The organism is Ruegeria sp. Ofav3-42 (assembly GCF_022347725.1).
Lineage (GTDB): Bacteria > Pseudomonadota > Alphaproteobacteria > Rhodobacterales > Rhodobacteraceae > Ruegeria.
Window position 1 is genome coordinate 171828 of record NZ_JAKRGB010000001.1, and the last position, 24904, is coordinate 196731.

At 57.4% G+C, this 24904-nt stretch carries 24 protein-coding genes and 1 tRNA gene; 12 read left to right on the forward strand and 13 right to left on the reverse strand.

The window, feature by feature from the left end:
- Position 1: 1 nt before the first annotated feature.
- On the forward strand, positions 2-778 hold the full coding sequence (locus MHN28_RS00830; protein ID WP_239335684.1) for a squalene/phytoene synthase family protein: 777 nt from the start codon (positions 2-4) through the stop codon (positions 776-778).
- On the opposite strand, the gene MHN28_RS00835 is transcribed toward MHN28_RS00830, so the two are convergent.
- Entirely contained in the window at positions 779-1369 is a 591-nt protein-coding gene (locus MHN28_RS00835) for a YceI family protein (RefSeq protein ID WP_239335023.1), read from the reverse strand.
- A 93-nt stretch (positions 1370-1462) separates the two neighbouring features.
- On the opposite strand from MHN28_RS00835, the gene MHN28_RS00840 reads away from it, so the two are divergent.
- Positions 1463-1879: a MarR family winged helix-turn-helix transcriptional regulator gene (locus MHN28_RS00840; protein WP_239335025.1), complete on the forward strand. Its 417-nt coding sequence runs from the start codon at positions 1463-1465 to the stop codon at positions 1877-1879.
- Here the strand turns inward: MHN28_RS00840 and MHN28_RS00845 are convergent.
- Positions 1876-3093 carry an MFS transporter gene (locus MHN28_RS00845; protein WP_239335692.1) on the reverse strand — a complete coding sequence of 406 codons (1218 nt, stop codon included), beginning with the start codon at positions 3091-3093 and terminating at the stop codon, positions 1876-1878. The two genes, MHN28_RS00840 and MHN28_RS00845, sit on opposite strands and share 4 nt — an antisense overlap.
- 97 nt (positions 3094-3190) lie before the next feature.
- On the opposite strand from MHN28_RS00845, the gene MHN28_RS00850 reads away from it, so the two are divergent.
- The 4 genes from MHN28_RS00850 to MHN28_RS00865 are packed head-to-tail and all read left to right on the forward strand — an operon-like array spanning position 3191 to position 5287.
- Positions 3191-3823 carry a DNA-3-methyladenine glycosylase gene (locus MHN28_RS00850; protein WP_239335027.1) on the forward strand — a complete coding sequence of 211 codons (633 nt, stop codon included), beginning with the start codon at positions 3191-3193 and terminating at the stop codon, positions 3821-3823.
- The gene (locus tag MHN28_RS00855) at positions 3820-4485 is read left to right on the forward strand and encodes an alpha/beta hydrolase (protein ID WP_239335029.1); all 666 of its coding nucleotides are present in this window, start codon (positions 3820-3822) and stop codon (positions 4483-4485) included. Before MHN28_RS00850 ends, MHN28_RS00855 begins: the two co-directional genes overlap by 4 nt.
- A 2-nt stretch (positions 4486-4487) precedes the next feature.
- Positions 4488-4991: a GNAT family N-acetyltransferase gene (locus MHN28_RS00860; RefSeq protein ID WP_239335031.1), complete on the forward strand. Its 504-nt coding sequence runs from the start codon at positions 4488-4490 to the stop codon at positions 4989-4991.
- Positions 4985-5287, forward strand: coding sequence for a putative quinol monooxygenase (locus MHN28_RS00865; RefSeq protein ID WP_239335033.1), 303 nt, complete (start codon positions 4985-4987; stop codon positions 5285-5287). Before MHN28_RS00860 ends, MHN28_RS00865 begins: the two co-directional genes overlap by 7 nt.
- A 4-nt stretch (positions 5288-5291) precedes the next feature.
- Here MHN28_RS00865 and MHN28_RS00870 read toward each other — a convergent pair whose 3' ends face one another.
- Both MHN28_RS00870 and MHN28_RS00875 read right to left on the reverse strand, forming a co-directional pair.
- Positions 5292-5717, reverse strand: coding sequence for a VOC family protein (locus tag MHN28_RS00870; RefSeq protein ID WP_239335035.1), 426 nt, complete (start codon positions 5715-5717; stop codon positions 5292-5294).
- Between the two features lie 31 nt (positions 5718-5748).
- Entirely contained in the window at positions 5749-6354 is a 606-nt protein-coding gene (locus MHN28_RS00875) for a pseudouridine synthase (RefSeq protein WP_239335037.1), read from the reverse strand.
- Positions 6355-6567: 213 nt separating this feature from the next.
- Between MHN28_RS00875 and MHN28_RS00880 the strand changes: the two genes are divergently transcribed.
- Positions 6568-7155 (forward strand): HNH endonuclease, encoded by a 588-nt coding sequence (locus MHN28_RS00880; protein ID WP_239335047.1) that lies wholly within the window; start codon positions 6568-6570, stop codon positions 7153-7155.
- 3 nt (positions 7156-7158) lie between these two features.
- On the opposite strand, the gene MHN28_RS00885 is transcribed toward MHN28_RS00880, so the two are convergent.
- Positions 7159-7623, reverse strand: a complete 465-nt coding sequence (locus MHN28_RS00885; protein WP_239335048.1) for a disulfide bond formation protein B — start codon at positions 7621-7623, stop codon at positions 7159-7161.
- Positions 7620-8198, reverse strand: a complete 579-nt coding sequence (locus MHN28_RS00890) for a YqaA family protein (RefSeq protein ID WP_239335049.1) — start codon at positions 8196-8198, stop codon at positions 7620-7622. The genes MHN28_RS00885 and MHN28_RS00890 overlap by 4 nt, the downstream gene beginning before the upstream one ends.
- A 146-nt stretch (positions 8199-8344) precedes the next feature.
- Between MHN28_RS00890 and MHN28_RS00895 the strand changes: the two genes are divergently transcribed.
- A tRNA-Leu gene (locus MHN28_RS00895) sits at positions 8345-8430 on the forward strand.
- Between the two features lie 837 nt (positions 8431-9267).
- On the opposite strand, the gene MHN28_RS00900 is transcribed toward MHN28_RS00895, so the two are convergent.
- The gene (locus MHN28_RS00900; protein WP_239335050.1) at positions 9268-10731 is read right to left on the reverse strand and encodes a BCCT family transporter; all 1464 of its coding nucleotides are present in this window, start codon (positions 10729-10731) and stop codon (positions 9268-9270) included.
- A 417-nt stretch (positions 10732-11148) separates the two neighbouring features.
- On the opposite strand from MHN28_RS00900, the gene MHN28_RS00905 reads away from it, so the two are divergent.
- The 3 genes from MHN28_RS00905 (at position 11149) to MHN28_RS00915 (ending at position 15254) form a co-directional block, all read left to right on the forward strand.
- Positions 11149-12117, forward strand: a complete 969-nt coding sequence (locus tag MHN28_RS00905) for a TAXI family TRAP transporter solute-binding subunit (protein ID WP_239335051.1) — start codon at positions 11149-11151, stop codon at positions 12115-12117.
- Positions 12118-12216: 99 nt separating this feature from the next.
- Positions 12217-14826: a TRAP transporter permease gene (locus tag MHN28_RS00910; RefSeq protein WP_239335052.1), complete on the forward strand. Its 2610-nt coding sequence runs from the start codon at positions 12217-12219 to the stop codon at positions 14824-14826.
- Complete coding sequence (locus tag MHN28_RS00915) at positions 14823-15254, forward strand: universal stress protein (protein WP_239335053.1); 432 nt, start codon at positions 14823-14825, stop codon at positions 15252-15254. Before MHN28_RS00910 ends, MHN28_RS00915 begins: the two co-directional genes overlap by 4 nt.
- Positions 15255-15948: 694 nt before the next feature.
- Here the strand turns inward: MHN28_RS00915 and MHN28_RS00920 are convergent.
- The 3 genes from MHN28_RS00920 to MHN28_RS00930 are packed head-to-tail and all read right to left on the reverse strand — an operon-like array spanning position 15949 to position 20037.
- Positions 15949-16989, reverse strand: coding sequence for a lipocalin-like domain-containing protein (locus tag MHN28_RS00920; protein ID WP_239335054.1), 1041 nt, complete (start codon positions 16987-16989; stop codon positions 15949-15951).
- A complete protein-coding gene (locus tag MHN28_RS00925; protein ID WP_239335055.1) occupies positions 16979-19393 on the reverse strand; it encodes an FtsX-like permease family protein in 2415 nt (804 codons plus the stop codon). The genes MHN28_RS00920 and MHN28_RS00925 overlap by 11 nt, the downstream gene beginning before the upstream one ends.
- The gene (locus MHN28_RS00930; RefSeq protein WP_239335056.1) at positions 19390-20037 is read right to left on the reverse strand and encodes an ABC transporter ATP-binding protein; all 648 of its coding nucleotides are present in this window, start codon (positions 20035-20037) and stop codon (positions 19390-19392) included. The genes MHN28_RS00925 and MHN28_RS00930 overlap by 4 nt, the downstream gene beginning before the upstream one ends.
- Positions 20038-20208: 171 nt before the next feature.
- Here MHN28_RS00930 and MHN28_RS00935 point away from each other — a divergent pair, with 171 nt between their 5' ends.
- Entirely contained in the window at positions 20209-20643 is a 435-nt protein-coding gene (locus MHN28_RS00935; RefSeq protein WP_239335057.1) for an ion channel, read from the forward strand.
- On the opposite strand, the gene cls is transcribed toward MHN28_RS00935, so the two are convergent.
- The 3 genes from cls to MHN28_RS00950 all read right to left on the reverse strand — a co-directional run bounded on the left by cls (position 20640) and on the right by MHN28_RS00950 (position 24651).
- Positions 20640-22052, reverse strand: a complete 1413-nt coding sequence (gene cls / locus MHN28_RS00940) for a cardiolipin synthase (protein WP_239335058.1) — start codon at positions 22050-22052, stop codon at positions 20640-20642. The two genes, MHN28_RS00935 and cls, sit on opposite strands and share 4 nt — an antisense overlap.
- 24 nt (positions 22053-22076) lie before the next feature.
- Complete coding sequence (locus tag MHN28_RS00945) at positions 22077-23051, reverse strand: HAD family phosphatase (RefSeq protein WP_239335060.1); 975 nt, start codon at positions 23049-23051, stop codon at positions 22077-22079.
- 73 nt (positions 23052-23124) lie between these two features.
- Positions 23125-24651: an arylsulfatase gene (locus tag MHN28_RS00950; RefSeq protein WP_239335693.1), complete on the reverse strand. Its 1527-nt coding sequence runs from the start codon at positions 24649-24651 to the stop codon at positions 23125-23127.
- Positions 24652-24904 lie beyond the last annotated feature (253 nt).

The window sequence follows — 24904 nt, forward strand, 5'->3', positions numbered from 1 at the left end:
CGTGCAGTTTGACGATGACGTCAAAGCATGCGCTGCTTTGCTGCATCGGGCTGATCCTGACCGATTTATGGCGGCCATGGCCGCGCCGGTTGCGGCGCGGGCGGTTTTGTTCCCGATCTATGCTCTGAATGTCGAGGTGGCCCGCGCGCCATGGGTCACGCAAGAGCCGATGATCGCAGAGATGCGCCTGCAATGGTGGCGCGACGCCTTGCAGGAGATTTCCGAGGGTCCGAGTGTGCGCCGGCACGAAGTCGTCACGCCGTTGTCGCGCGTTTTGTCCCCGCATCTGGCGGCGATGTTGGATGAATATGTCGCTGTAAGGCGTTGGGATATCTACCGCGATCCGTTTGAGGATGACGCGCATTTCGACGCCTATATCAACCACAGTGCTGGCACACTCATGGTTGTATCTGCACAGGCATTGGGTCCGGCGGATGAGGATGTCGTGCGGGATTTCGGTTATGCCATGGGAGTCGCTAATTGGTTTCGCGCTATTCCTGACCTTGAGGCCCGTGGCCGAATACCGCTGCTGGATGGGACGCCTGAAGGAGTTCAGCGTCTGGCCGAGAAGGCGGTCGAACGATTGAACCGGGCGCGGTCAAATCGACGGTCGGTTTCAGGGAAAGCCTCGGCTGCGCTTCACGCTGGGTGGCAGACCGAATTGGTTTTGAAGCAGGTCATAAAGCGCCCGGAACGGGTGGCCGCAGGCTCGCTTGGTCCGGGCGAAATTCGCCGCCGCCTGTCCTTGATGACCCAGGCGGCGACGGGGCGCTGGTAGTTACTCCCAGCCGCCGGCACGCATTTCAGCCGAGATTTTCAGGTCGACCATGTCCGATGTGCCCGGCGCGAACATCCCAACGCCGTAATCGCTACGCAAGAGTTGGCTGGAGGCTTCGACACCGACCCATTCGCCTTTGTAGTAGTCAAAAAAGCTGGCCAGAGGGTGCGCCCCCATAAAGGTCAGATCGATCTCAAGCGCTGCGGGTTTTGTCTGATCTTTGATCGTCAGATCGCCGATCATCCGCAGGGTGCTTGAACCGGTTTGCACTGCCGAGGTCGAGACGAAACGGATCTCGGGGAATGTTTCGATATCGAAGAAATCACTGCTTTTGAGGTGATCGTTGAGAGGCCCCCAACCGGTTTCTACGCTGGAGGCGTCAATTGTAATGTCAGCGCTGGTTGCGGTGACATTTTCGGGATCAAACTCGACCGTACCGGCGACAGCGGTCCATTCCCCGGATTGCTCGGTCAGTCCGGCGTGGTTGTAGTAGAACCTGATTTCCGTGTGTCCCTGATCGAAATGATACGTTTCGGCAACGGCAGGTGTCGCCAGTGCAATTGCAAGTGCGGTTGCGTGGAGTGGTTTCATAGTGTTTCTCTGATTTGCTGGGTTGATAAAAAAAACATGTAAATGCATCTAAATAGATCGGCAAAGAAAAAACACTATCCTCGCGGAGGCGTGATGAGCGGATTTGACGAAAGAGAAGCGGCCTGGATTGCGCTGAACCAAACGCGCACCCGGATCTTTTCCCGGGCCGAGCGTGCGTTGGTCGCAGCCGGATTTCCAAGACTGCATTGGTACGATGTGCTGTGGGAGCTTGAGAGAGCGCCAGACGGCCTAAGACCCAAGCAGTTAGAGCAGCAATTGCTGTTCGACCAATCCAGCTTTTCGCGTCAGGTCGCGAGAATGGCAGAGGACGGTTTGCTGACGCGTCACGCGGCAACAGGCGATGCGCGGGGGAAGATCCTGCGTATCACCGACAAGGGCCGCGCTCTGAGGCTGCAGATGTGGGACATTTACCGCGTGCACATTGATGAGGGCATCGCCGAGGCGCAGAAAACCGGTGCATTCGCCGCGTTGAAACGGCTTGACGATTAAGCGGTCCGGGGACGCATCGTCAGCCACAGCAGCGCGCCACCAGCCAAGGTGAGCAGCGGTACCATTGCGACATTCACCGCGGTCCAACCTTCAATCGCCGAGCCACCCGAACAGTTCATCAATCCGCCCGAGGCCAGCGAGGCAAAGGTCACGCCGCCAAACACCAACAAGTCGTTCAGGCCCTGCATCCGTCCGCGCTCGCTCACGTCATGCGATTCAGCCAGCATCGTGGTGGCGCCGATAAAGCCAAAGTTCCAACCGATCCCGAGCAGGATCAGCGCGACAAAGAAGTTGCCCAGTTCAACCCCTTGCAAGGCAACGGCTCCGGCGGCGGCGAGAATGAACAGGCCCACAGCCACGATCCGATCGACGCCAAACCGCGCGATCAGTTGGCCGGTGAAAAAGCTGGGGATGTACATGGCCAGAACGTGGCTGGTGACGACATCTGCCGCATCATTGGCGCTGAACCCGCAACCCACAACCGCCAGCGGCGTTGAGGTCATAACAAGGTTCATCAGCGCGTAAGATACCATCGCACAAATGATTGCGACTGCGATGCGGGGCGTCTTGAGCAACTCGATCCGCGACCGACCTTTAGGCGCGTCAGCCGCAGGTTTGGGCGGAGTCGGGATATCGAGGAAAAAGAACAGGGCCGAGCCAATGACGTTCACTGCGATGACGGCGATATAGGTGCCGAGGAACGGAATGACATAGGCGGTCGAAGTCAGCTTGACGATTTGCGGGCCAATAATGGCCGCCGCCAGACCTCCGGCCATGACATAGGAAATTGCCTTTGGGCGGAATTCGTCCGATGCCGTGTCGGCGGCTGCAAATCGGTAGAAACCGTGCGCGCTCATGTAGATGCCAGTTAACAGGCTGCCCAATAGAAACACGGGGAACGATCCCAGAAAGAGGCCGTATGCTCCGACCAGACCACCGCAGGCTCCCGCTGTTGCGCCGACCAGAAACCCGGCTCGGCGTCCCCAGCGTTGCATGATTGCAGAGATGGGTGTTGCGGCGAGCATGGACCCAAGAACAATCAGAGAAATTGGCAACGTCGCAAGGCATGCATTTGTTGCCAGCGACTGACCGGCCAGCCCTCCGACGATGAAAATCATCGGCATCTGCGCGCCAAGCAACGCCTGTGCGGCGACCAGAACTGCGACGTTGCGCTTGGCCTGGCTGTTGTCCGGGGTGATGGATGTCATCGTCATGGGCACATGCGTATCGGCGAAAACGATTGCGCACAAGCGGGTTGCATCTGCGGCAAAGCAGCCTAACGTGCATCCGAAACCCGAGGCCGGAGGGCACATGTCCGTAGGACGGATCATCGAAACATCCGACTGTGTCGAGGAAGGGGCGGAATGGCTGGCCGACAGCTGTCCGCGTATGGCCTATGCGATGGAGCAGACCGGACCGTTACCCTTGCGCCGTCGTCCCGACGGGTTCGCTCAGTTGCTTAGCGCAATCGTCAGCCAACAGGTCAGCGTCGCCTCGGCCAACGCAATCTGGAAACGGCTGCAAGATGCGAAACTGACCGGCCCGCGCAAGATCATGTGGGCCACGGATGATGACCTGCGCGCGGTTGGGCTTAGCCGTCAGAAGATCAGATACGCGCGCGCGCTGGCCGAGGCACGTATTGATTACAAAGCCTTACGAGACGCTTCTAATGAAGAAGTTGTGTCTATCCTGACCGAAGTACCCGGTATCGGTGTCTGGACTGCCGAGATCTACGCCATGTTTTCGCTCGGCCGCGCCGACGTGATCGCACCCGGCGATCTGGCTCTGCAAGAGGCCGCACGCATCCTCTACGATTTGCCCGAAAGGCCGACCGACAAACAGTTGCGCCAAATGGCCGTGGCATGGTCGCCTTGGCGTTCAGTTGCAGCGCGGGTTTTGTGGGCCTATTACCGGGTTGCAAAAGAACGAGAAGGGATCAGATGACACGGGTTTTGAATGCGCTCCGAAAAGAGCCGGTTTCGGGCGACACGCGCTCGGTCGTGGTGTTCGTGCATGGATATGGCGCTAACGGGGCTGACTTGCTGGGTCTGGCTGATCCGTTGGGCGAGCATCTGCCCGATACATTGTTCGTGGCGCCGGATGCCCCGGAACAAATCCCCGGTATGCCCAATGGGTTCCAGTGGTTTCCGATCCCGTGGATCGATGGCTCTTCCGAGGAAGAAGCGCGTCGTGGCATGGAAATGGCGGTCGAGGATTTCAACGCTTTTCTCGATGCCCTGATGGTGGACGAAGATGTGCTGCCCGAGCAGGTGGTTCTGTTCGGCTTTAGCCAGGGCACAATGATGAGCCTGCACGTCGCCCCGCGCCGTGAAGATCCGGTGGCCGGGATCGTCGCATTCTCAGGCCGGTTGCTGGAGCCGGATCTGTTGCCGGATGAAACCGTAAGCCGGATGCCTGTTTTGCTGGTGCATGGTGACGCCGATGACGTGGTTCCGCCGCAGTCGCTGCCTGAAGCGGCCGAAGCGCTGCAGGCGGCGGGTTTCAAAGAAGTTTATGCGCATGTGATGAAGGGCACTGGTCATGGGATTGCTCCGGACGGGCTTAGCGTGGCGCTGGCTTTCATGCGCGACAAGCTGAGCCTGTAGCGATGATCGCGGTCCGCCCCATGATGCAAGAGGATGTGGCATCTGCGTGTCGCATTCTCAACGAGATCATTGCGATTGGTGGCACGACCGCGTTTGAATCTCCGTTCTCTGAAACGCAGTTTGCTGCGGTTTATCTGACCGGAGACGACAAGATCTGTTGCCACGTCGCGCTGGATGAACAGGGTGAAGTGGCCGGTTTCCAATGGCTGGGCGTCAATGACGAACTTCCGGTTGATTGCGTGGATATCGCGACCTTCACCCGGCGCGAGCCTGTGCTGAAAGGGGCAGGGCGCGCCTTGTTTGCTGAAACTTCGACCCATGCTGCGGCGCTTGGGTTCAACGCGATCAACGCAACCGTCCGGGCCGACAATCGGCTGGGGCTCAGCTACTATGACAAGATGGGGTTTCGGGATTATTCGGTCGCGTATGGTGTTGCCCTGCAGGACGGTACGCCGGTTGACAGAATCTCGAAGCGATTTGAGCTGACGAGAGGGGTGGCATGCTGATTGTTACAGGAACAGTCGAGGTTTCACCGGATGGTGTGGAAAAAGCCGCGGCAGCGGCGCAGCGTATGGTGGCGGCAACCGTCAAAGAACCCGGCTGCATCGTCTACGAATTCAGTCAGATTCTTGGATATGCCAACCGGTTTCGCGTCTATGAAGAGTGGCAGGATCAGGCCGCGCTCGAATCGCATTTTTCGGCCCCTCACATGGCAGAGTTTCAGGCTATGCTGGGCGAGGTCGGAGTTGTTTCCAGCGACATCTACCGCGTCGTTGGTGGAGAGAAACAGCCGTTGCGCTAAGGGATCAGGTCCACAGGTGACCTTCTGCAAATTCGACTGAGTTGCCCGCCGGGTCTCGGATATATAGCGATCGCGCTCCGTTCGGCCAATCAAACTCGGCATCCACGGGGATGTTCCATTCCAGCAGATGCTTGCGCATTTCGTCGATCTGTTCGCGCGACAGCGTCATGCAGACATGTCCGGGCCCGCGCGCGCCATGCGGCGGTACAGGCAGATCGGGGTTGCCCGGAAGTTTTTCCGTCTCATCCGCGTTGAACAACAACAGTACCGAACCGCCAACCCGAAAAAACACATGCCGGTTGGCGACGCGTTGAATTTGCTCCAACGCCAGGATTTCCCCATAGAATCGTTCGGCTGCGTCCAGATCGTCGACATAGAGCGCGGCTTCAAGGATGCCCTCAGGGGGCGGTGTGTTTCGGGTGACTTTCATGCCCTAAGCCTATCACGAAAGGGCGTTTTCGTCACCTGCGCGGCCGGCGGTCCCGTTTGCGCTGAGGCGGCGCGGTCAGTGCAGGTGCCGGCAGACTGTCCCATTGGCCGGGTTCCAACCCCTCCAGCGTCCAGTCTCCGATGCGCGCCCGGATCAGGCGCAGGGTCGGATGGCCGACAGCGGCTGTCATGCGCCGAACCTGCCGGTTTCGACCTTCGCGCAGCGTCAATTCGATCCAGCAATCCGGAATGGTCTGGCGGACACGGATCGGAGGATTGCGCGGCCACAGCCCTTCGGGCTCATCCATCATGCGGGCTTTGGCGGGGCGAGTCGGCCCGTCCTTCAGGTCGACCCCATCACGCAACGCTTTCAAGGCGGCCGCATCCGGCACACCTTCGACCTGAACCCAATACGTTTTGGACATCTTGTGCTTGGGGTCCGATATCTGCGCTTGCAGCTTGCCATTGTCGGTCAGCAGCATCAGGCCCTCGCTATCACGATCCAGCCGCCCGGCCGGGTAAACACCGGGCAGGTTGATGAAATCCGACAGCGTACTGCGCGGAGACTCCGGGTTTGCGCGGTCCGTGAACTGCGGCAACACGTCGAAAGGTTTGTTGAATCGGATGAACCAGCTCATGATCTCGCCATAGCCTGCCGGGCACAGCGAACGCAACCTGTGGATAACTGTCACGATGTTGTTACGGATTCGGCTTAACCAATCCCCGAGATATTGTGGAAACTCAGGGCTTGTCAGAGTTTTAACACGATATATAGTTAAGTTAAGGCCGGGGCGGGTGTTCCCCGCTCTGATGTCAAAAACGGGCAGAGCAGAGCGAGGAGCGATTCCGATATGGATGGAGACTTCAGAACCGAATTTGTCAGGGAACCGGGTGCCCTAAAGCACCATCCGGCATTGGTTTTGAACGCCGATTATCGCCCCTTGTCTTATTACCCACTGTCCCTGTGGCCCTGGCAAGAAGCGATAAAGGCGGCCTGGCTGGACAGGGTGGACATCGTGGCCGAATACGACGAAGTCGTCCGAAGCCCGAGTACCGAGATACGAATACCGTCGGTCGTTGTACTCAAAGACTATGTAAAACCCAGAAAGCGCGTGGCCTTCACGCGCTTTAATTTATTTTTGAGGGATGAATTTTGCTGCCAATACTGCGGCAGTCGCGGTGACCTGACCTTTGACCATGTCGTACCCCGTGCTGCGGGCGGTGTCACAAGCTGGCAAAACGTAGTGGCGGCCTGCAGCCCCTGCAACCTGAAGAAGGGTTCGAAATCGCTGCGCCAGGCGGGTATGACGCTGCGCAAGCCTCCGCGCCAGCCCGATGCCGAGGCTCTGCGGAATATCGGCCGCAAATTCCCGCCGAACCACCTGCACGACAGTTGGATCGACTTTCTGTATTGGGATGCAGAACTGGACGAGATGTAACGTTTACTTTGCGCGGAACGCAGCCAGCCAGATCAGGACCAGACCAGCTGAAAGCAGAGCGTTCCACCCGGCCATAGACAGGCCGAACATTTCCCACGGTATGTCATCGCAGCGCACCAGTGGCGCGGACATGATCTGATCCATCAACTCTTGTGTCGACAATCCGCCAATATCGCCAGAGCTGCAGCTGGTTGGGCCTTCCCACCATTTCTGCTCGACGCCTGCGTGAAACACACCGATGCCCGCTGTTGTCATTGCCGCAGCAGCACCCAGCAGGGGCAACAGCCGAACGCCGGGGAAGGCAAACGCCAACACGCCGATCACGACAGCCGCGCCATGCGGATAGCGTTGCCAGATGCACATTTTGCACGGGGCCATTCCGCCCAGATATTGGAATCCCCATGCGCCAAGTAACAGTGCCGCAGACCCGCCAGCGGCAATCAGGATCAGAAAGTTTCTACGCGTCATAGGTATCTCACAACAAGGAAACCGCCGAACAGCAGGATGATGAACAGAGTGAACATAAGGCCCAGACGTTTCTCGATGAAGTTACGAATGGGCTCGCCAAAGCCCCAGAGCAGTCCGGCAACGACAAAGAACCTGAGTGCGCGCGCCAGAATCGACGTGGCAATGAACGTTCCCAAGGGCATTCCGGTCCAGCCGGACATGATGGTGATCACCTTGTACGGGAAGGGGGTTACGCCCGCGCCCAACACGGCCCAGAAGCCGAAGTCATTGAACTTGGTGTTGAACTCTTCCATGGCGTGCGCTTTGCCCATGGATTCAAGGATGGGCTGGCCGATACTCTCATAGAAGAATGCACCGATCGCATAACCCAGCATCCCCCCCAATACCGAGGCAACCAGCGCCACGGTGGCGATCAGCCAGGCGCGCGAGGGGCGCGCAAGGATCATGGGAATCATCAGGACATCCGGCGGAATCGGAAAGAACGAGCTTTCGATGAATGCCACGATAGCCAGCGCCCACAGGGCATGCGGATGTTCGGCCAGACGGATGGTCCAGTCATAGAGCGATCGCAACATAAGGTGCCAAAATCCCGTTCTCGTGTCGGGCAAGCCAAACCACGCGTCTGAGGGGGCGTCAACCGTGCCCGGGGAAAACAAACTGAATATCGGTTGTTTTTTGCCTCTGGACCTTCCCGGTCATGAACGCTAATCCAGTGTTCGTGGCCCAAGTGGCGGAATGGTAGACGCAGGGGATTCAAAATCCCCCGGTAGTGATACCGTGCCGGTTCGAGTCCGGCCTTGGGTACCAAAGTAAAAACAGAGGGTTAGGGGAACCTGCTCTCTGTTTTTTCTTTCCGGGTTTTTCGTTTACTCACACACCTTACTCACACATTCTTGTTCAGGTCTTGTTCTGTTCTCGTGTCAGATTCGACGCGTCTGCGCGGCCTTTGACAGACGCCGGCGATCCGCCTTGCGGCGATAGTACGCAACCATTTCCCGCCGCCGCATCCACTTGAAGATACCCTCGTTATCCCCAGAAAACATACAATTTGGCTCGTACCCGAGAACGGTGGATAACAAATGCATGGTGAATTATTCGCCTAACCTCTTCGAAGTAGTAACCTTAATTGGTTCGTTGGCTTCGATTGCAGGACTGGTCATCACACTGCGAAAAGCTGCTAACAAGCAACAGTACGATGACCCGAACCGTGCCATGTAACGGTACAGGAATCTATCCAGCAGACGGGCACTGGCAACGGTGTCCGTCATGATCTTTCCTAACTTAGTTGATAAAGCGTCGGCAAGAATTATGAGGTTAGGTTTTTCCTGCGTGCTATCTGCGTAGTACCCTTACTCACATGTTCGCCATAGATTTCGCCATGATTCTGTGAATAGAAACAGCGAACGTGCTGAAATAGTTGAAAGTCGACGTATTTTTAGACCCCCCGATGGTAACATCGTGAGAGTTCGAGTCTTTCCTTGGGCACCACACCGCATTTGAAAACCCAAAAATACTGCCGCTGAACGTATAAGTGCACCGCGGGTTTACGTGTTTAGTGCCGGCCGCTTCGCAAGATCAGCCAGGCCAGGAATCCTATATAGGTAAACACGCTCAGGTTCAGTGCCGTGTCGATCAATTGGCCGCTCATGATTGGTCCTCCCGCGCGAGACACTTGAACAGACAGATAACCAGAACCGGCACGATAAACACGAAGGCAATGGCCGACAGTGCGATGATGGATCTGACCAAAGAGATGTCGCCGACCAGAATCATCGCCAACCCCAAAGCCCCCAGGATTATGCCCCAGATCGTGCGAATCCTGGGGGAGGGGTTGTCATCCCCTCCGGTCCCGATCATCGCGAGGGTAAAGCCAGCGCTGACGACGCTGGTGACCACGAACAGGAACGCCGCCAGTATGGTTGCCGTTCTGGTAATCCCGTCCAGTGGGAACCGTTCGAGTAAGGCGAATGTGGTTGCGTCGAGGTTTTCGGCATTCACGGCCGACAAGGCTCCGTCCTGACGCAGAGCGTCAAAAAAGCCCAGGCCGCCGAATACCCCGAACCACAGGATTGAGAACAGGGTGGGGGTGACGACGACTCCGATCAGAAACTCGCGGATCGTTCGCCCGCGTGAGATTCTGGCGATGAAAATCCCTACAAATGGCGACCAGGCCAGCCACCAGATCATGTAGTTCAGTGTCCACCCCTGAAACCAGTCGGTTACGAGGTCGTCGAAAAACTCTGCCGTTGAAAACCCTGCCGGTAGGACGCCGAAAAGATACCGTCCGAAACCTGAAACGATGCCATCCATCAAAAAGGACGTAGGGCCCAGGACCAAAAGATAGACCATCATCCCGACAGCAATCAGCATTGCCGCGTTTGAAAGTCGCGCCATCCCGTCGCCCAAATCACGCCGCAGGGGGATGATGAACGCGACGCACAGGGCTGCAAAAACGGGCAGGGTCAGCACGCCCGGAGACTCGACGCCGAGCAATCCGGCCAAGCCGGTCTGAATCTGAAAAACCCCCATTGCCATTGAACCTGCCAGTCCCACGGCAATGGCAACGATCGAGAGCAGGTCGAAAACCCAGGCCAGTGCTTTTGTCCATCCTGCCTCTCCCAGAGCATCCGTGACCGGCGCGCTCAACAGCAGGCTGCGATGGCGGCGATACGCGAAATAGGCGATGACCAATCCGACGATTCCGTAGATTGCCCAAGCGTGAAAGCCCCAGTTCAGATAGGTCACGAACATCGCATAGCTGGCGGCTTCGGGATCGCTATTGAACTGTCGCAGCACTTCGTAGTGCGTCAGGGGTTCGGCCGCCCCATAGAACAAAAGCCCCACGCCCATGCCCGCCGCGAACAGCATTGCGATCCATGCGGAGGTCGAAAACTCCGGTTCTGCCGAGTCGGGGCCCAAGCGGATATCTCCGAACCGCGACAGGGCCAGATACAATGCCACAAACAAAAGACCGCTGACCTCAAGCATGATGAACCAGCCACGGCTGTCGAACTGCGTTGCCACAGCGGACGCAGCAATGCGACCAAGGCCCTGAGGGTCGGCTATGCCCCAGGCAGCAATTGCCGCGCTCAGGGCAAGAGCGATCATAAGCATCGGGCTAGGAGATTTTCGGTCCACTGTCCGGAGCCCTTTCTACCAGTTCGTTGAAACACTTGGTCGTTTGTCCGAGCGTAGATTGCGACATTCCTACTTTCAAAGTGTTTATACGCATTTAGCAAGCCGCTACACGTATGCTAACGGCGGCAGCGTCGATCTGTCCGAAAATACCGAATTAAAGGGGGAAACTTGCGGAATTTCCCTCACATCTGCTGATCTGGTCGATCTGTCCTGGTGCAGGGGTTGACAAGCGGAGTGTCTGAATGAAACGTCGAAGATGTTGGGAGACTTTGAAATTTCAGATGCTTGACCCGTTGCAAGACGGGTTCGCTTGCCATACCGGCAAGGTCCCTGGATGGGATCGCTGATCGGTTTCCCATCCACAATAAGAGTTGGGAGTTCTCAAAAATGAAAAACAGCAGCAAGCTTAGCCTGGGTGCGGTCGTTACCGCTGCTCTTATGGCTCCGGCCGCTTATGCAGAAGAATTCATCACCATCGGAACCGGTGGCGTGACCGGCGTTTACTATCCGACCGGTGGTGCGATCTGCCGTCTGGTGAACAAGGGCCGTAAAGAGCACGGCGTTCGTTGCTCGGTCGAATCGACTGGTGGTTCGGTTTACAACATCAACACCATTCGCGAAGGCGAGCTGGAGTTCGGTGTTGCGCAGTCTGACTGGCAGTACCACGCGTATAACGGCAGCTCGAAATTTGAAGAGGCTGGCCCCTTTGAAAACCTGCGCGCCGTATTCTCGGTCCACCCCGAACCGTTCACTGTTGTGGCCCGTGCCGATTCCGGTATCACCAACTTCGAGGACCTGAAAGGCAAGCGCGTCAACATCGGTAACCCCGGTTCCGGTCAGCGCGGCACCATGGAAGTCCTGCTGGGTGAAATGGGCTGGACCACCGGTGATTTCGAACTGGCGACCGAGCTGAAGGCGGCTGAACAGTCCGCAGCCCTGTGCGACAACCAGATCGACGCGATGGTCTACACCGTTGGTCACCCGTCGGGTTCGATCCAGGAAGCCACTACCGCATGCGACTCGGTTCTGGTGAACGTGAGCGGCGATGCGGTTGACAAGCTGGTCAACGACAATTCGTTCTACCGTACCGCAACCATCCCCGGTGGCATGTACCGTGGTTCGGACGGCGACACCGCGACCTTTGGTGTTGGCGCGACATTCGTGACCTCGGCAGACGTGTCGGAAGATGCGGTTTACGCGGTTGTCAGCTCGGTCTTCGAGAACTTCGATGACTTCAAAAAGCTGCACCCGGCATTCGCCAACCTCAAGCCCGAAGAAATGATCGCAGACGGCCTGTCGGCTCCGCTGCATCCGGGTGCTGAGAAATACTACAAAGAAAAAGGCTGGATTCAGTAATCCAGACCTGACGCAGGGTGCCTAACGGCGCCCTGCCACCCAAACCCGAACAAATCGGGTGGTTCAGAAGGCCAAAAGGCCGCGACGGGGAGACATTTCATGAGTTCCGACACACAATCCAACCAACCGTTATCCGAAGAGGAACTGCAGGACCTTGTAGCCTCATCCGATGCGGGAGGGCGCAATCCGGTCGGCAATGTCGGGGTTTTTCTGGCCATCGTGGCGGCCATCTGGTCGATCTTTCAGGTCGTTCTGGCCTCGCCGCTGGCGAATTACGTCCTGCCGGGTAGCGTTGTGAACAATGCGCGGCAGTTTCACTTGGCCTTTGCGATGTTCCTGGCTTTTGCGGCCTATCCGGCGCTGAAATCCAGCCCGCGTGACTATATCCCGGTTCAGGACTGGATTATGGGCCTGCTGGGCACGTTTGTCGCGCTGTACGGGTATTTCTTCTACAACAAGATCGTCGACGCAGGTGGTCTTGCTGATGACACTGATAAATGGGTCGCTCTGGTCGGTCTGCTGTTGCTGTTTGAGGCCGCGCGACGCGCGCTTGGCCCGGCAATGGCGATTATCGCGACGATCTTCCTTGCTTACGTCTTCTTTGGGTCCTCAGAATGGGTACCCGAGGTTATCCGCTGGAAAGGTGCCAGCCTGAAAAAGGCGATGAGCCACATGTGGATCACCTCCGAAGGCGTGTTTGGCATCGCCTTGGGTGTTTCCACCAAATTCGTGTTCCTGTTCGTGCTGTTCGGGGCGTTGCTCGATAAGGCCGGGGCAGGGAACTACTTTATCAAGATGGCCTTTGGCGCTCTTGGGCACCTGCGTGGTGGTCCCGCCAAAGCGGCCGTCGTGGGTTCGGCGGCGACCGGTCTGATCTCAGGCTCATCCATCGCCAACGTTGTCACCACCGGTACTTTCACCATTCCACTGATGAAGCGTGTTGGGTTCAGCAGCGAACAGGCGGGCTCGGTCGAGGTTGCCTCATCCGTAAACGGCCAGATCATGCCGCCTGTGATGGGTGCCGCGGCCTTCCTGATGGTAGAATACGTCGGCATTTCCTATGTCGAGGTGATCACGCACGCCTTCCTGCCAGCCGCGATTTCGTACATCGCACTGGTATATATTGTGCACCTTGAGGCCGTGAAACGAAACATGCCCACCTTGGGTGATCGCGACGTGCATCTGGCGCGGACCGTTGTTGGCATGCTGGCCTTCTTCCTGGTCTTTGCTGGCCTCTGCTATGGCTCGCAATTTCCGGTCGAGGCAGTGACCAACTGGGTGCCGTCCATGGCAGGTCTGGTTCTTAGCCTGATCGTCTGCGCGGTTTATGTGGTGCTGCTTAAACTGGCGGCCACTGTGCCGGATCTGGAGCCGGATGACCCCAACGCCAAAGAAGTGACACTGCCGGTCATCGCGGACATCTACAAAGCCGGTCTGCACTACCTGCTGCCGATCATCGTGTTGGTGTACTTCCTGATGATCGAACAGAAATCGCCTGGTCTTTCCGCCTTCTGGGCCACGTCGTTGCTGTTCGTGATCCTGCTGACGCAGAAGCCGCTCAAAGCGATCTTCCGGGGCCAAAGCAACGTGTACAACACGTTCATTGATGGTGTCGCAGACCTGTGGCAAGGCCTGATCGACGGTGCGCGCAACATGATCGGTATCGCTCTGGCGACTGCCACCGCGGGCGTGATCGTGGGTACCGTGACCCTGACCGGTGTCGGGCAGGTGATGGCTGATCTGGTTGAATTCCTTTCAGGCGGTAACCTGATCCTGATGCTTGTTATGGTCGGACTGCTCAGCCTGATCCTTGGTATGGGTCTGCCGACCACGGCGAACTATATCGTTGTCAGCTCGCTGATGGCAGGCGTGGTCGTTGAACTGGGTGCCCAAAGCGGACTGATCGTGCCGCTGATTGCGGTGCACCTGTTCGTGTTCTACTTCGGCATTATGGCGGATGTGACGCCACCGGTTGGTCTGGCCAGCTTTGCGGCTGCTGCCGTGTCGGGTGGCGACGCGATCAAAACCGGGTTCACGGCGTTCTTCTACAGCCTGCGGACCGTGGCTTTGCCGTTCGTGTTCATCTTCAATACGGATCTGCTGCTGATTGACGTGACATGGGTCGAGGGGATCATAGTGGCGATTTTCGCCACAATCGCGATCCTCGTCTTCACGGCCGGCACCATGGGCTACTTCCTGACCCATAGCCGGATCTACGAAAGCATCGCGCTGATCTTTGTTGCCTTTGCGCTGTTCAGGCCGGATTTCTTCATGGACCGTATCGCGCCTCCGTTCACGTCGGTTGAACCGTCGGCGTTCGTGGAAACCATTGGAAACACGCCTCCGGGTACCGAAGTCCGCATGGTCATCAGCGGACCGGACTTTGACACGCTCAAGATGACGGATACGACCGTGGTTGTGGCCGTTGGAAGCGAAGAGGGTGGTCAGGCACGTGTCGACGCGATGGGCCTTTTGCTGATCGAAGAAGACGGTCTGATGAAACTGGAAGAGCCGATGTTCGGGTCACCGGTCGCGGATGATTTGGATAACTTCGACTATTATGGGGATGAGGCCGTGCGCCTGACCTCGGTCAGCTTGCCGTCCAGCCAGCCGCCGAAACAACTGATCTATATTCCGGCGCTGCTTCTGCTGGGCCTGATCGCTTTCCTTCAGCGCGGCCGTGCCGCCAGACAAGAGGTGCCCGCATGACAAACGCAGTTCTTTGTGCCGTCGATATCAGTAACGGCGATCTTGATACGCATGTCCTGAAGAAAGCCGCGAAGCTGGCCGATCAGGAAAACGCGCAACTGGATGTTGTGACCGTCCTGCCGGACTTCGGAGAAAGCTGGGTCTCCGGTTTTTTCGAAAGTGACTTCCACGACAAGGCGATGGAAGAGGCCCATTCCAAGCTGGCCGAGATGTGTGTGACTGCGGTGGGGGCAGAGCGGAACGAAAAGATCCGTCACGTGGTCGCTACCGGTACTGCATATCAGGAAATTCTAAAAACAGCGGAAAGCGCAGGCAGCGATCTGATCGTGATCGGCGCGCATAAACCTGATTTCAAAGACTATCTTCTGGGTCCGAACGCTGCGCGTGTCGTACGGCATTCGAACGTTTCGGTTTACGTCGTTCGATAGCGGCGTTCCACCAAGGCAGGCGCATTGGGTTGTCGCCTCTGTGGCGGCATCGATTTGACCACAGGTCACAGCCACGGGCAGTTCTGATCCAAGGACAGGTGCCGGGGACAACGTTGCGACTAAGTGTTCTTGTTTCGGTACGAAGAAATGGAGATGGACACTCCGCTTCCCGTGATTCTGCCTTCAACCCCGACAGAACTTGTCCATCTGATCTCCGTTGACGAAGGTGACCCGAAAATCTCGAGAGAATACACGATGCCGATGTGTTCAAAGTCAAAATCTGACAGTTCGATTTTGTCGACTTTTTCGAAAGCTATTTTCACAAGTGCGTGCTTGTCAGTTAGAAAACAACCGTTGTCGTCTATGGCATCTGTTGTGTTCTACAAGTGTAGACCGATTGAACTGGTCTTAAACTGCCTGAGGTCAAGGTTAACAATTTCTGCATCATGAAAGTTCGGGGTGCGACCAAACCACTCAATTACAGAATTGCCACCGGGTAACTGGGACAAGAGTCTGTTTTTGGTCATTCAAATTCTTCTACGATTGCAAAACTATGAGCAATCTATGGCCTTGTCTGGTGAAAGGCCATGGTTTCATTGGGTGCAAGGCAGGCTTCGCTGGTATGCCCATCTTTGCACACAGGATATGTTGGCGAAGGGTCGGCTTTGTCATGTGACGGCTTACAAAGCGGGGCCTAGTACCCGGTCATCTCTAGATACCCGTGCCCGGAATGGCTGCCGATGATTTGAACGGGACCCTCCCAGTATTCGAACCGTGTGGCCATCCATGCGTCGGGCGTCAGAGCCGAAACTTCGACATCCAGATCACGATCCGGCAGCGTGACCCGCCATCGAATGGGAACATCGCGTCCGGCGACCCGGGCGGTTGCCAGCGGCTCAAACGCGACAGAGCCATCAGGTATTGCCGTCGCCTTGCCGTCTTCGGCGATCCATGTGGCAGCGGTGAAGTCGCCACGGTCCCCACGCAAGCGAAAGGCCATCATCTTGTCGCCATCGTCGAGACTGAGAGAGAACCAATCCCATCCGCTTTGATCCTCGGCCAAAGGTTGTGACGACCATTCCCGGTCCAGCCAACCTTTTCCAGTGACTGCGACTTCTCCACCCGGCAGGTGCAAGGTTCCTTCTACGTCGTAAAACGGCTGAGAATAATAATAGCTGGCCTGTCCATCGGCAGATTTGACCGAGTATCCGTTCTCGCCGTGGAAAACGAGCGGTCCCTTGGCTTCGAGCGTCAGATCGTACCCAAAGTCCGCCCCATTTGCCAACAGGTGTAGGGCTTCGAGGTCCGGGCCGCGCATATGCCATTCGTCGATCCAAGCTTCAAACGGGTCGGCCGTGACACCCGCCTGACCAATTCCGCCACGTGAAAGGCGTTCGGCGAAGTAGTGCGTTTCGGGTGTAGTCACCGCGGCATGACCCAGCCAGAGTTGCGGGCTTTGCCAACCCTCTTTCTCAGTTGGCTTCAGCGCCGACCGGAATAACGTCCACTGAATTCCATAGTCGCGCCCGTCCTCGCCCAGCAGGTTCGCGGTCAGATACCACCATTCAATCCGATAGGACGGATGGGGGCCATGATCCTGCGGGAAATGAAACTGATAACCGGGCTTAGGCACCGAGAACCCTTCAGCGGAACCGCCAAGCCCTGCGTAACCTTGCGCGCGGCCAAAGCCGGGCAGAGCCAACATTAGCAGAATAAGGCATATCCTAACGCTCATTGGCAAACACCCTCAGTAGGTCCGCAGGAGGCAGACGTAACAACCGGATTGCCGGCAAGGCGGCTGCGATAACGGCCGCGCACAGCGTCAGCAGCAGAAGGTACACCCAGTCGGCCGGGAAAAGGTACATTGGCAATCGCCAGCCAAACGCCTCGACGTTGATGACGGCCAACAAAGCCCAGGCCAGCGCCAACCCCAAAGGCAGAGCGAAAATGGCCGTCAGTGCGGCAAGCAACACACTGCGCAACAGCTCCAGCCGGGCTAGTTTTGCCCGTGTCAGCCCCAGCGCCCAGACCGGAGCAATCTGCGGTAGGCGCTGCGTCCACAGAGTTAGCAAGCTGGTCAGAATAGCGAACCCCGCAACCCCCAGCGTGAGGATGTTCAGCGCTGACGTCACCACAAATGTCTTTTCGAAAACGTCCATGGATTGCGCCTTCATCGCGGCCTGTTGCACGACCGCGCGGCGCGGCAGGTCGAACTGGTCTCGCAAAGCTTGCGCCAGATCCGTGGCCCGCTCGGGCGCGAGGCGAACCCCGAACCGGCGCGCTTCGGCCCTCGGCGCGATCTGGTCGAATTGCGCCATTGAAACGATGGCCTGACCGGTCGGGTTGCCATAGTCGGAATAGACACCTGCAATGGTCATAGAGGTGGTTGGAGTAATCGCAAGAACGTCTTCGGGCCAAAGGTTTTCGCGGCGGGCAAGCTGTTCATTGATCAACACGGCGGCCCCGTCCATAACGCGATCCCAAACACCGGGTGATGAAGAAATCAGCGGCCATTTCTGCCGGTAGGTCTGATCGTCTATAACGCCATACAAGAACAGTGGCCCAGTGGGGTGCGCGAGTTCAACGCTACGGATCGGCAGCACAGCGTCGACCTGAGGGGTCAGCCACTCCGAGATTTGTTGACCCTGCTGATCGTCGGCGGCGGTCACATACAGCTCGGATGTCAGACGCTGATCCAGCCAACCGACAAAGGTAAGCCGAAAGCTGGACACCATTGTTCCCACGCCGATATTCGCGGCCAACGCGAGCAAAAGCGCCATCAGCGCCAGAGACAGACCCGGCAGTTGCGTGCGCATGTCCGACCATACCCATTGGGCAACCGGCCCCCTAGCAGCGCGCTGGAGCACAATGAGAACGCGCGCAAGAAGGTAGGGCAACACAAGCGCCGATCCGATCAACAGCCCGGCCACCATTGCGAAGCCTGCAATCAATCCTCCAAAGACAAGCAGGGCGGCCACTCCGCCAGCAATCGCAGCCAATCCCGCGAGGGCTGTCACCCAATTGCCAGAGGCAGCGCTGCGCCAGGCCTGCAAACCCGCTCCGCTGAGAATCGGCATACGTGACAGTCGAAACAATGCGTGTCCGCTGGCAAGAAAAGTGCCCCCTAAAGCCATCGCGAGACCGGTCAGAACCCATTGCGGTTGCAAGGTTATCTGCCCGCTGACCGGCGCGCCGTACAGACCCCGCAGGGTCGCTGCGACGTCAGGCAGCAATGCGCCAGCAAGGAAAAATCCCAGTAACAGACCAAGTATGCCGCCGATGATCGCCAACACCGACAACTCGACCATGATGAGCCAGACAAGGCGTCGCATCGAAACGCCCAAGGCCCGCAACGTCCGGATCATTGCGCGCCGCTGGGCAAAGGCCAGTCCCACGGTGCCATGCACAATGAACAATCCAACTGCAAAAGACAGAAGGCCAAAGGCTGACAAGTTCAGGTGAAAGCTGTCCGTCAACTGCGCAGTTTCCAGTTGCGACGCGGCCGCTGTCCGCTCCAGCTCGGGAGCAATTTCGGTGAGCGACGCGACAGCGCTCGGCTGGTCATGCAGAACGATAAGCCGGGAGATTTCACCGCGCCTGTCCAGCAGAGTTTCCGCCACGCCGATATCTGTCAGAATCAGGTCCGGCGGCAGAGCGTCGCTTGTCATCACCGGCGGTAACGATGCCCGACCGGCAAGCAACATTTCCAACTCTGGCCGTGCTAACAAGCGACCGGGCGCAGTCAGAATGTCGGCAGGGTCGGGGGGCGTTCCGCTTTGCTCCAACTGCGTGACAGCGGGCAGGGCGGGGTAGGCGACCATGTCCACCCCAAGTACGCGCAGAGCTCGGCCGTCAATGCGAAGATGTCCGTCCAGTACGGCTGCGACCTGCCATCCGGCGCGCCTCAGGTCGACGTAACGCGAGAGAGGGATCGGGCCGGTCGGGTCATGCAACTCATCATACTGCCCCAAGGCAAGCTGATCGGCCGCGCGGTCATAGCTCGCGCGCGCCTCAGCGTTGATGGCCTGAACGGCGGACCATAAGCCAGTTGCCAAAGCTAGACCAATGAGCAACGTCGCCAATTGCAGGCGGTGCGCGCGCCAATGCGAGGCCAGCGCCTGTATGACGGTCAGCGTCATTCGATGTGTCCGCCCGTCAGGTGCGCCCGCCGATCCAGCCGCGCCGCGATCTCTTGCGAATGGGTGACCAAAAGCAACGCAGCGCCCGTATCGGCAACCAAAGACAGCATCAGATCAAGCACGGTCGCACTTGCGGTTTCGTCGAGGTTTCCCGTCGGCTCATCCGCCAGTAGCAGTTTGGGCTTCGCGGCCATGGCGCGACCAATGGCAACGCGCTGCTGCTGCCCGCCCGACAGGTTCTCCGGATATCGATCCAGAAGATCCGTTAAACCCAACCGATCGGCTAAATGTGCGCACCAGTCGGGATCGTGACACCCCGCCAGCCGCGCGTGAAACGACAGGTTCTGGCCGGTCGTGAGTGAAGGGATCAGGTTAAACTGCTGAAACACCAACGACAAAGAAGTACGGCGCAGAGCCGCCCGGCCTGAGTCATCCAGATTTGACAGATTCGTCCAATCCAGCGTGATCTCTCCGCCATCTGCTGTGTCGAGCGCAGCTGCAAGGTTCAACAGCGTGCTCTTGCCGCTGCCGCTTTCGCCGGTCAGTGCAAGCGTCTGACCGCGATCCAGAGACAGCGACACATCCCGCAGGACCGGGCGTCCGCCGGGATAGGATTTCTGAACCTGATCGAATTTCAGAAGCATATGCGTCCCCATTTTCACAAGGATTTGCAACAGTTTCACCAACTGTCCAGAGGTGACGCACCATCGGTTCCTTTCGCCGCACTTCGGATTGGAGCAGAGCGGGTTGTTTCGCTCGTCCTCGCAGGTCATTGTGGACCGGTTGGCCGTCGGCACAAATCAGGATGTAAAAACATGACCTTGTCGCAGCAGATTTTATGGGGAAGCACGTTTCTCGGGCTTTGCTTTCTGGTCGAAATCATCCTGCTGACAATGTGCACTGTGGCTATCAACAAGTTGATCGAACGATGGGAAAACAAAGGCGATATTCTGGCGACGGCCGGTCCGATCGCCATGGCGCTGGCCTTTATTGTTGCGACCCATACCATTCAGGTTTGGATCTGGGCGATTGTCTGGGTGTTCGGCGGTGTCCTGCCCGATTGGAACACGGCGCTGTATTTCTCACTCGTGTCGTTCACCACACTTGGTTACGGCGATATCGTTTTGGGTGAAGACCTGCGTATTTTCGGGACGTTTGCCGCGGTCACGGGTCTGCTGGCGTTTGGCCTGTCGACCGCCTACATGGTCGCCCTGATGACGCGCGTGTTTCAGGAAAGATTCATGGCCTAAAGGATCGGCGCGAACAATCGGGCAATCGGAGCGCCAAGGCGAATTGGGGCAGGTTGCTGACCCAAAGTGCGCGTCAGCTGATAACATTTTTCGAAATCCTTTTGCAGCATTGCCTCTACGGCCTCGGCTGCGCGGGGATCGAAGAACAGGGCCATTGCCTCAAAGTTCAGTCTAAATGATCGATTGTCCAGGTTGGTCGTTCCCACGGCTGCCAAGGCGTCATCGACCACAAACACCTTTTGGTGCATGAAACCATCTTTGTACCGAAATACTTTGGCACCGCATTCGCGGATTTCATCGAAATAGGCAAAGGCCGCCAGCCAGGGCAGGCGATGATCAATGGAATCCGGTATAAGGATGCGTACATCGACACCCCGCAAAGCCGCGTGCTTCAGGGCGGTCATGATGTCGATGTCTGGAACGAAATACGGCGACGCAATCCAGATCCGGTTTTGCGCCTCGGTGATTGCGGCGAAGAACATCAGCGCCCCGGTTTCGTTTTCATCTCCTGGCCCGGTCGCAACCAGCAGGGCGTTCATGTCCTGATCTGCCTCGGACCCGGCCCAGTCCAGTTGATCGATCAGATCTTCTTCATGGGCCCAATGCCAGTCTTCGATGAAGATCAGCTGCAATTGTCGGACGATATGGCCGGTCATCTTGATATGCGTGTCGCGCCAGTGGCCAAAATGCGGATCCTGCCCAAGATATTCGACACCGACGTTATGCCCGCCAATAAACCCATTTTCGCCATCGATAATGACCGACTTGCGATGGTTGCGATAATTCAATTGAAAACGAAACTTTGGCCCGCGTTGTTCGCGTGGGTCGGCAATTGTAACGCCGGCCTGGCGCATTTCTTCGATGTAGTCCGAGGGCAGAGAATAGCTTCCGACCCCGTCCATCATGAACCGGACGCTGACACCGCGTTTTGCTGCTGCGATCAGCTTTCTTTTGAGTTTCTGACCGAGCTCGTCAGCGCGCACGATGTAGAACTGGATCAAAACATAAGATTTCGCCCCATCGATGGCTTCGAATATCGAGTCAAAGGTCGCCTGCCCGTCAATCAGCAGTTCCGCACCATTGCCACGCGACGCGGGCAAATGCGCCAGAGCCTCAAAGGGCCGGGGGTTGATGAGCATCTTCTCGGGGTCCGGTCTGGAGTAATCGGCAAAGGTTTTGATCCCCTCGACAACGCGCTGGCTTTCTTTGCGCGCGATACGGTAACCGCTAAACCGATGGTGCCCCAGAAACAGGTAGAGCGGTACGCCCAACATCGGGGCAGACACCAGAAAGACCACCCAACCGACCGCACCCTGAGGCGTGCGCGCGGTCTGGGCCGCACGCACCGCGAAGACAACTGCCGTGGCATAAAGCGCAAACAAAAAGACAGAAACAAGCAGTGTCCACATAGGGTTATCGGGCTCCGTGACGGTTCAGTTCGCCCCAGTGTAGATGCGCGACCAGTCCTGCGCCATATCTACGATGACCCAGCCCAATTCCGGTCCTTTGTCCAACCCATCGACCAGTTTGCCAATCGGGCTTTCGCGGTCATAAGCCCATTCACGCTCCCCGTCTGTATGGTGAACAAGAATTCCCAATCGTGGCCCATCGCCCGCTGTTGTCCACTCCAACATGGCAAAATCGCCGTCCGAGTTTCCGCCGGCCAATATCGGACGTCTGCCGATTGTACGCTCAATGTTGATTGGCTTGCCTTCCTTGTCATCGACAAATGCGATGCTGGGGGCCTTGGTGATGACCGGATCACCTTCGGCGCTGTCGTAGGTTGTGTCGGTATAGGTGCCCAATACTTGTTCGGGCGGGATGCCATAGGCTTCTTCGGCAAAAACGCGCATGAAATGCAAGCCGCCGCCGGAAACGATGTAGGTCTTAAACCCTTCGTCGCGCAGATACCGCAGCAGCTCGACCATCGGTTGATAGGTCATCTGATCATAGGGCAGGTCGGTGTCTGAGTGCCGTGCGGTATCCAACCATTCGGCAACCGCGTTCTGAAACTCGTCCACTGAGACGCCGGCGTGCGAGGCGTTTATGACCTCGATCAAGCCATCATGGCCATCTTCCAGAACGGTTTTCAGATCGCCCTTTGCAGCGGCTTGCAACGTGGGCGTGGATAGGATTGACGGGTCCGCTTCAGCCAACTGGGCAAGACGGTCCATGGCAAAGAACAGCTGGAAATAGACTGGCTGCTCGGCCCAAAGGGTTCCGTCATTGTCGAACACGGCAATCCGCTCAGCAGGTGTCACGTATTCCGGCCTTTCCGGGTCGGTAACTGCGGCGACAAAATCGATGATCCGATCCTTGCTTTCGGTTGCATTCCAGCTGGGCAGCGGGTCTGCCAGCGCGATCATCGGGGCGCAGGAGAGTACGGCGCTTAGAATGAAGTGACGCATGAATTTCTCATTTAATTTCAAGATGAAAAGGGCCGCCATTTATGTGGCGGCCCCGGGTTTTGTTTTACTCGACTTAGTTGTTGGTCGGCGTTGCCAGTTTGTCCATCACCTGATCCAGATTGAAGCTTGCAGCTTTCTGGCGCGGCGGGAATTCCTGGAAAGTCGCCAGGAAGTTGCCCACATATTGCTGGGCTGGTACCAGGAAATAAGCCCGATCAAGCAACCAGTCGTAGTAAGTGTTGGACGTGCGGTAAGCGCGCTCATACGGGTCACGACGCAGGTTGATGATCAGCGGGATACGCAGCTCGGTCCACGGCTCCATCCAGGCGCGCAGCGTTGCCCATGCCTTCTGCTCCAGGAAAATCAGTTTCCAATCGTCAAAGCGCAGGGCAGTCAGGTCACCATCATCCGAGAAATAGAAGATCTCCCTCCGCGGGCTTTCGGTTGCCTCACCGGTCAGCAGCGGCAGGATGTTATAGCCATCCAGATGGACCTTGTAGTCGCGGCCCATGCCAGAGGATGAGTACCCTTGCTTCAGCTTTTCCTTGATCTCAGGATCGCCTGCAACCGCCAGATATGTCGGCAGCCAGTCCATATGGTGCACGATCTCATTTGTGACCGAGCCGGCTTCGATCTGACCGGGCCAGCGAACCATTGACGGGACGCGCCAGCCGCCTTCCCAGTTGGTGTTCTTCTCACCCCAGAACGGCGTTGCAGCGGCATCCGGCCAGGTGTTGTAATGCGGGCCGTTGTCGGTCGAATAATGCACGATCGTGTTGTCAGCGATGCCAAGCTCATCCAGCAGGTCCAACAGCTGCCCGACATGCATGTCATGCTCAATCATACCAGCGGTGTATTCGTCCGCTACGCCACCGACGATTTCATTCGCCTGCGTCCGCATCTCGTCTTTGACGTGGGTGCGGAAATGCATGCGCGTGCCATTCCACCAGACATAGAAGGGCTGGCCTTGCTCATGCGCGCGCTTGATGAAGTCGATCGCGGCTGCGACGGTTTCTTCGTCGACCGTTTCCATACGCTTTTTCGTCAGCGGGCCGGTATCTTCGATTGTGCCGTCCGCCTTGGACTTGATTACGCCACGCGGACCATAAGCTTCGCGGAACGTGCGGCCATCGGCCAGCACCGTATCGCCGGGGTAGTCCTCGTTCTCGGGTTCTTCTTCCGCGTTCAGGTGGTAGAGGTTGCCGAAAAACTCATCAAAACCGTGGTTTGTCGGAAGATGCTCATCCTTGTCGCCAAGGTGGTTCTTGCCGAACTGGCCGGTGACATAGCCGTGGTCTTTCAACAGGCCGGCAATTGTCGGGTCTTCAACCTGCATACCCAGATCCGCGCCCGGAAGGCCGACCTTGGACAGGCCCGTGCGGAATACTGACTGGCCCATGATATAAGAGGACCGACCGGCGGTGCAGGACTGTTCGCCGTAATAGTCGGTGAAGATCATGCCTTCTTTCGCAACCCGGTCGATGTTCGGAGTTTGATACCCCATCAGGCCCATCGTGTAGGCCGAGATGTTGGATTGCCCGATATCGTCGCCCCAAATTACCAGGATGTTTGGCTTTTGATCCTGTGCCCATGCGGGCATGGCCAGCACAACAGCAACGGAAGCTACAGCGAACTTGCGCAGCTTACTGCGCCAATTATCTGCAATCGATCGAGGTGGTGACATAGTATGCTCCTGAACTGACCGAGTCTTAATGACCCGTTGATTGAAAAGTAATTGAAGGCGCCCAAGTTCATAAATGATCCGCCAACAAGGTCTTGATTCTCGACCAGAAAATCTAGGATTAGGTCGAGAATCGAATAGCCATACCTTAAGCTATGATAATGTGCGGAAA

Bases quoted from the DNA above. Each gene is read 5' to 3' on its own strand.
- MHN28_RS00915 (WP_239335053.1), top strand. From the start codon at position 14,823: ATGACAAACGCAGTTCTTTGTGCCGTCGATATCAGTAACGGCGATCTT.
- MHN28_RS00840 (WP_239335025.1), top strand. From the start codon at position 1,463: ATGAGCGGATTTGACGAAAGAGAAGCGGCCTGGATTGCGCTGAACCAA.
- MHN28_RS00885 (WP_239335048.1), bottom strand. From the start codon at position 7,623: ATGACGCGTAGAAACTTTCTGATCCTGATTGCCGCTGGCGGGTCTGCG.
- MHN28_RS00930 (WP_239335056.1), bottom strand. From the start codon at position 20,037: ATGCTTCTGAAATTCGATCAGGTTCAGAAATCCTATCCCGGCGGACGC.
- MHN28_RS00905 (WP_239335051.1), top strand. From the start codon at position 11,149: ATGAAAAACAGCAGCAAGCTTAGCCTGGGTGCGGTCGTTACCGCTGCT.
- cls (WP_239335058.1), bottom strand. From the start codon at position 22,052: ATGTGGACACTGCTTGTTTCTGTCTTTTTGTTTGCGCTTTATGCCACG.
- MHN28_RS00880 (WP_239335047.1), top strand. From the start codon at position 6,568: ATGGATGGAGACTTCAGAACCGAATTTGTCAGGGAACCGGGTGCCCTA.
- MHN28_RS00935 (WP_239335057.1), top strand. From the start codon at position 20,209: ATGACCTTGTCGCAGCAGATTTTATGGGGAAGCACGTTTCTCGGGCTT.
- MHN28_RS00870 (WP_239335035.1), bottom strand. From the start codon at position 5,717: ATGAAAGTCACCCGAAACACACCGCCCCCTGAGGGCATCCTTGAAGCC.
- MHN28_RS00950 (WP_239335693.1), bottom strand. From the start codon at position 24,651: ATGCCCGCATGGGCACAGGATCAAAAGCCAAACATCCTGGTAATTTGG.
- MHN28_RS00925 (WP_239335055.1), bottom strand. From the start codon at position 19,393: ATGACGCTGACCGTCATACAGGCGCTGGCCTCGCATTGGCGCGCGCAC.
- MHN28_RS00845 (WP_239335692.1), bottom strand. From the start codon at position 3,093: ATGACGATGACATCCATCACCCCGGACAACAGCCAGGCCAAGCGCAAC.
- MHN28_RS00855 (WP_239335029.1), top strand. From the start codon at position 3,820: ATGACACGGGTTTTGAATGCGCTCCGAAAAGAGCCGGTTTCGGGCGAC.
- MHN28_RS00910 (WP_239335052.1), top strand. From the start codon at position 12,217: ATGAGTTCCGACACACAATCCAACCAACCGTTATCCGAAGAGGAACTG.
- MHN28_RS00920 (WP_239335054.1), bottom strand. From the start codon at position 16,989: ATGAGCGTTAGGATATGCCTTATTCTGCTAATGTTGGCTCTGCCCGGC.
- MHN28_RS00890 (WP_239335049.1), bottom strand. From the start codon at position 8,198: ATGTTGCGATCGCTCTATGACTGGACCATCCGTCTGGCCGAACATCCG.
- MHN28_RS00850 (WP_239335027.1), top strand. From the start codon at position 3,191: ATGTCCGTAGGACGGATCATCGAAACATCCGACTGTGTCGAGGAAGGG.
- MHN28_RS00875 (WP_239335037.1), bottom strand. From the start codon at position 6,354: ATGAGCTGGTTCATCCGATTCAACAAACCTTTCGACGTGTTGCCGCAG.
- MHN28_RS00865 (WP_239335033.1), top strand. From the start codon at position 4,985: ATGCTGATTGTTACAGGAACAGTCGAGGTTTCACCGGATGGTGTGGAA.
- MHN28_RS00835 (WP_239335023.1), bottom strand. From the start codon at position 1,369: ATGAAACCACTCCACGCAACCGCACTTGCAATTGCACTGGCGACACCT.
- MHN28_RS00900 (WP_239335050.1), bottom strand. From the start codon at position 10,731: ATGATCGCTCTTGCCCTGAGCGCGGCAATTGCTGCCTGGGGCATAGCC.
- MHN28_RS00860 (WP_239335031.1), top strand. From the start codon at position 4,488: ATGATCGCGGTCCGCCCCATGATGCAAGAGGATGTGGCATCTGCGTGT.
- MHN28_RS00945 (WP_239335060.1), bottom strand. From the start codon at position 23,051: ATGCGTCACTTCATTCTAAGCGCCGTACTCTCCTGCGCCCCGATGATC.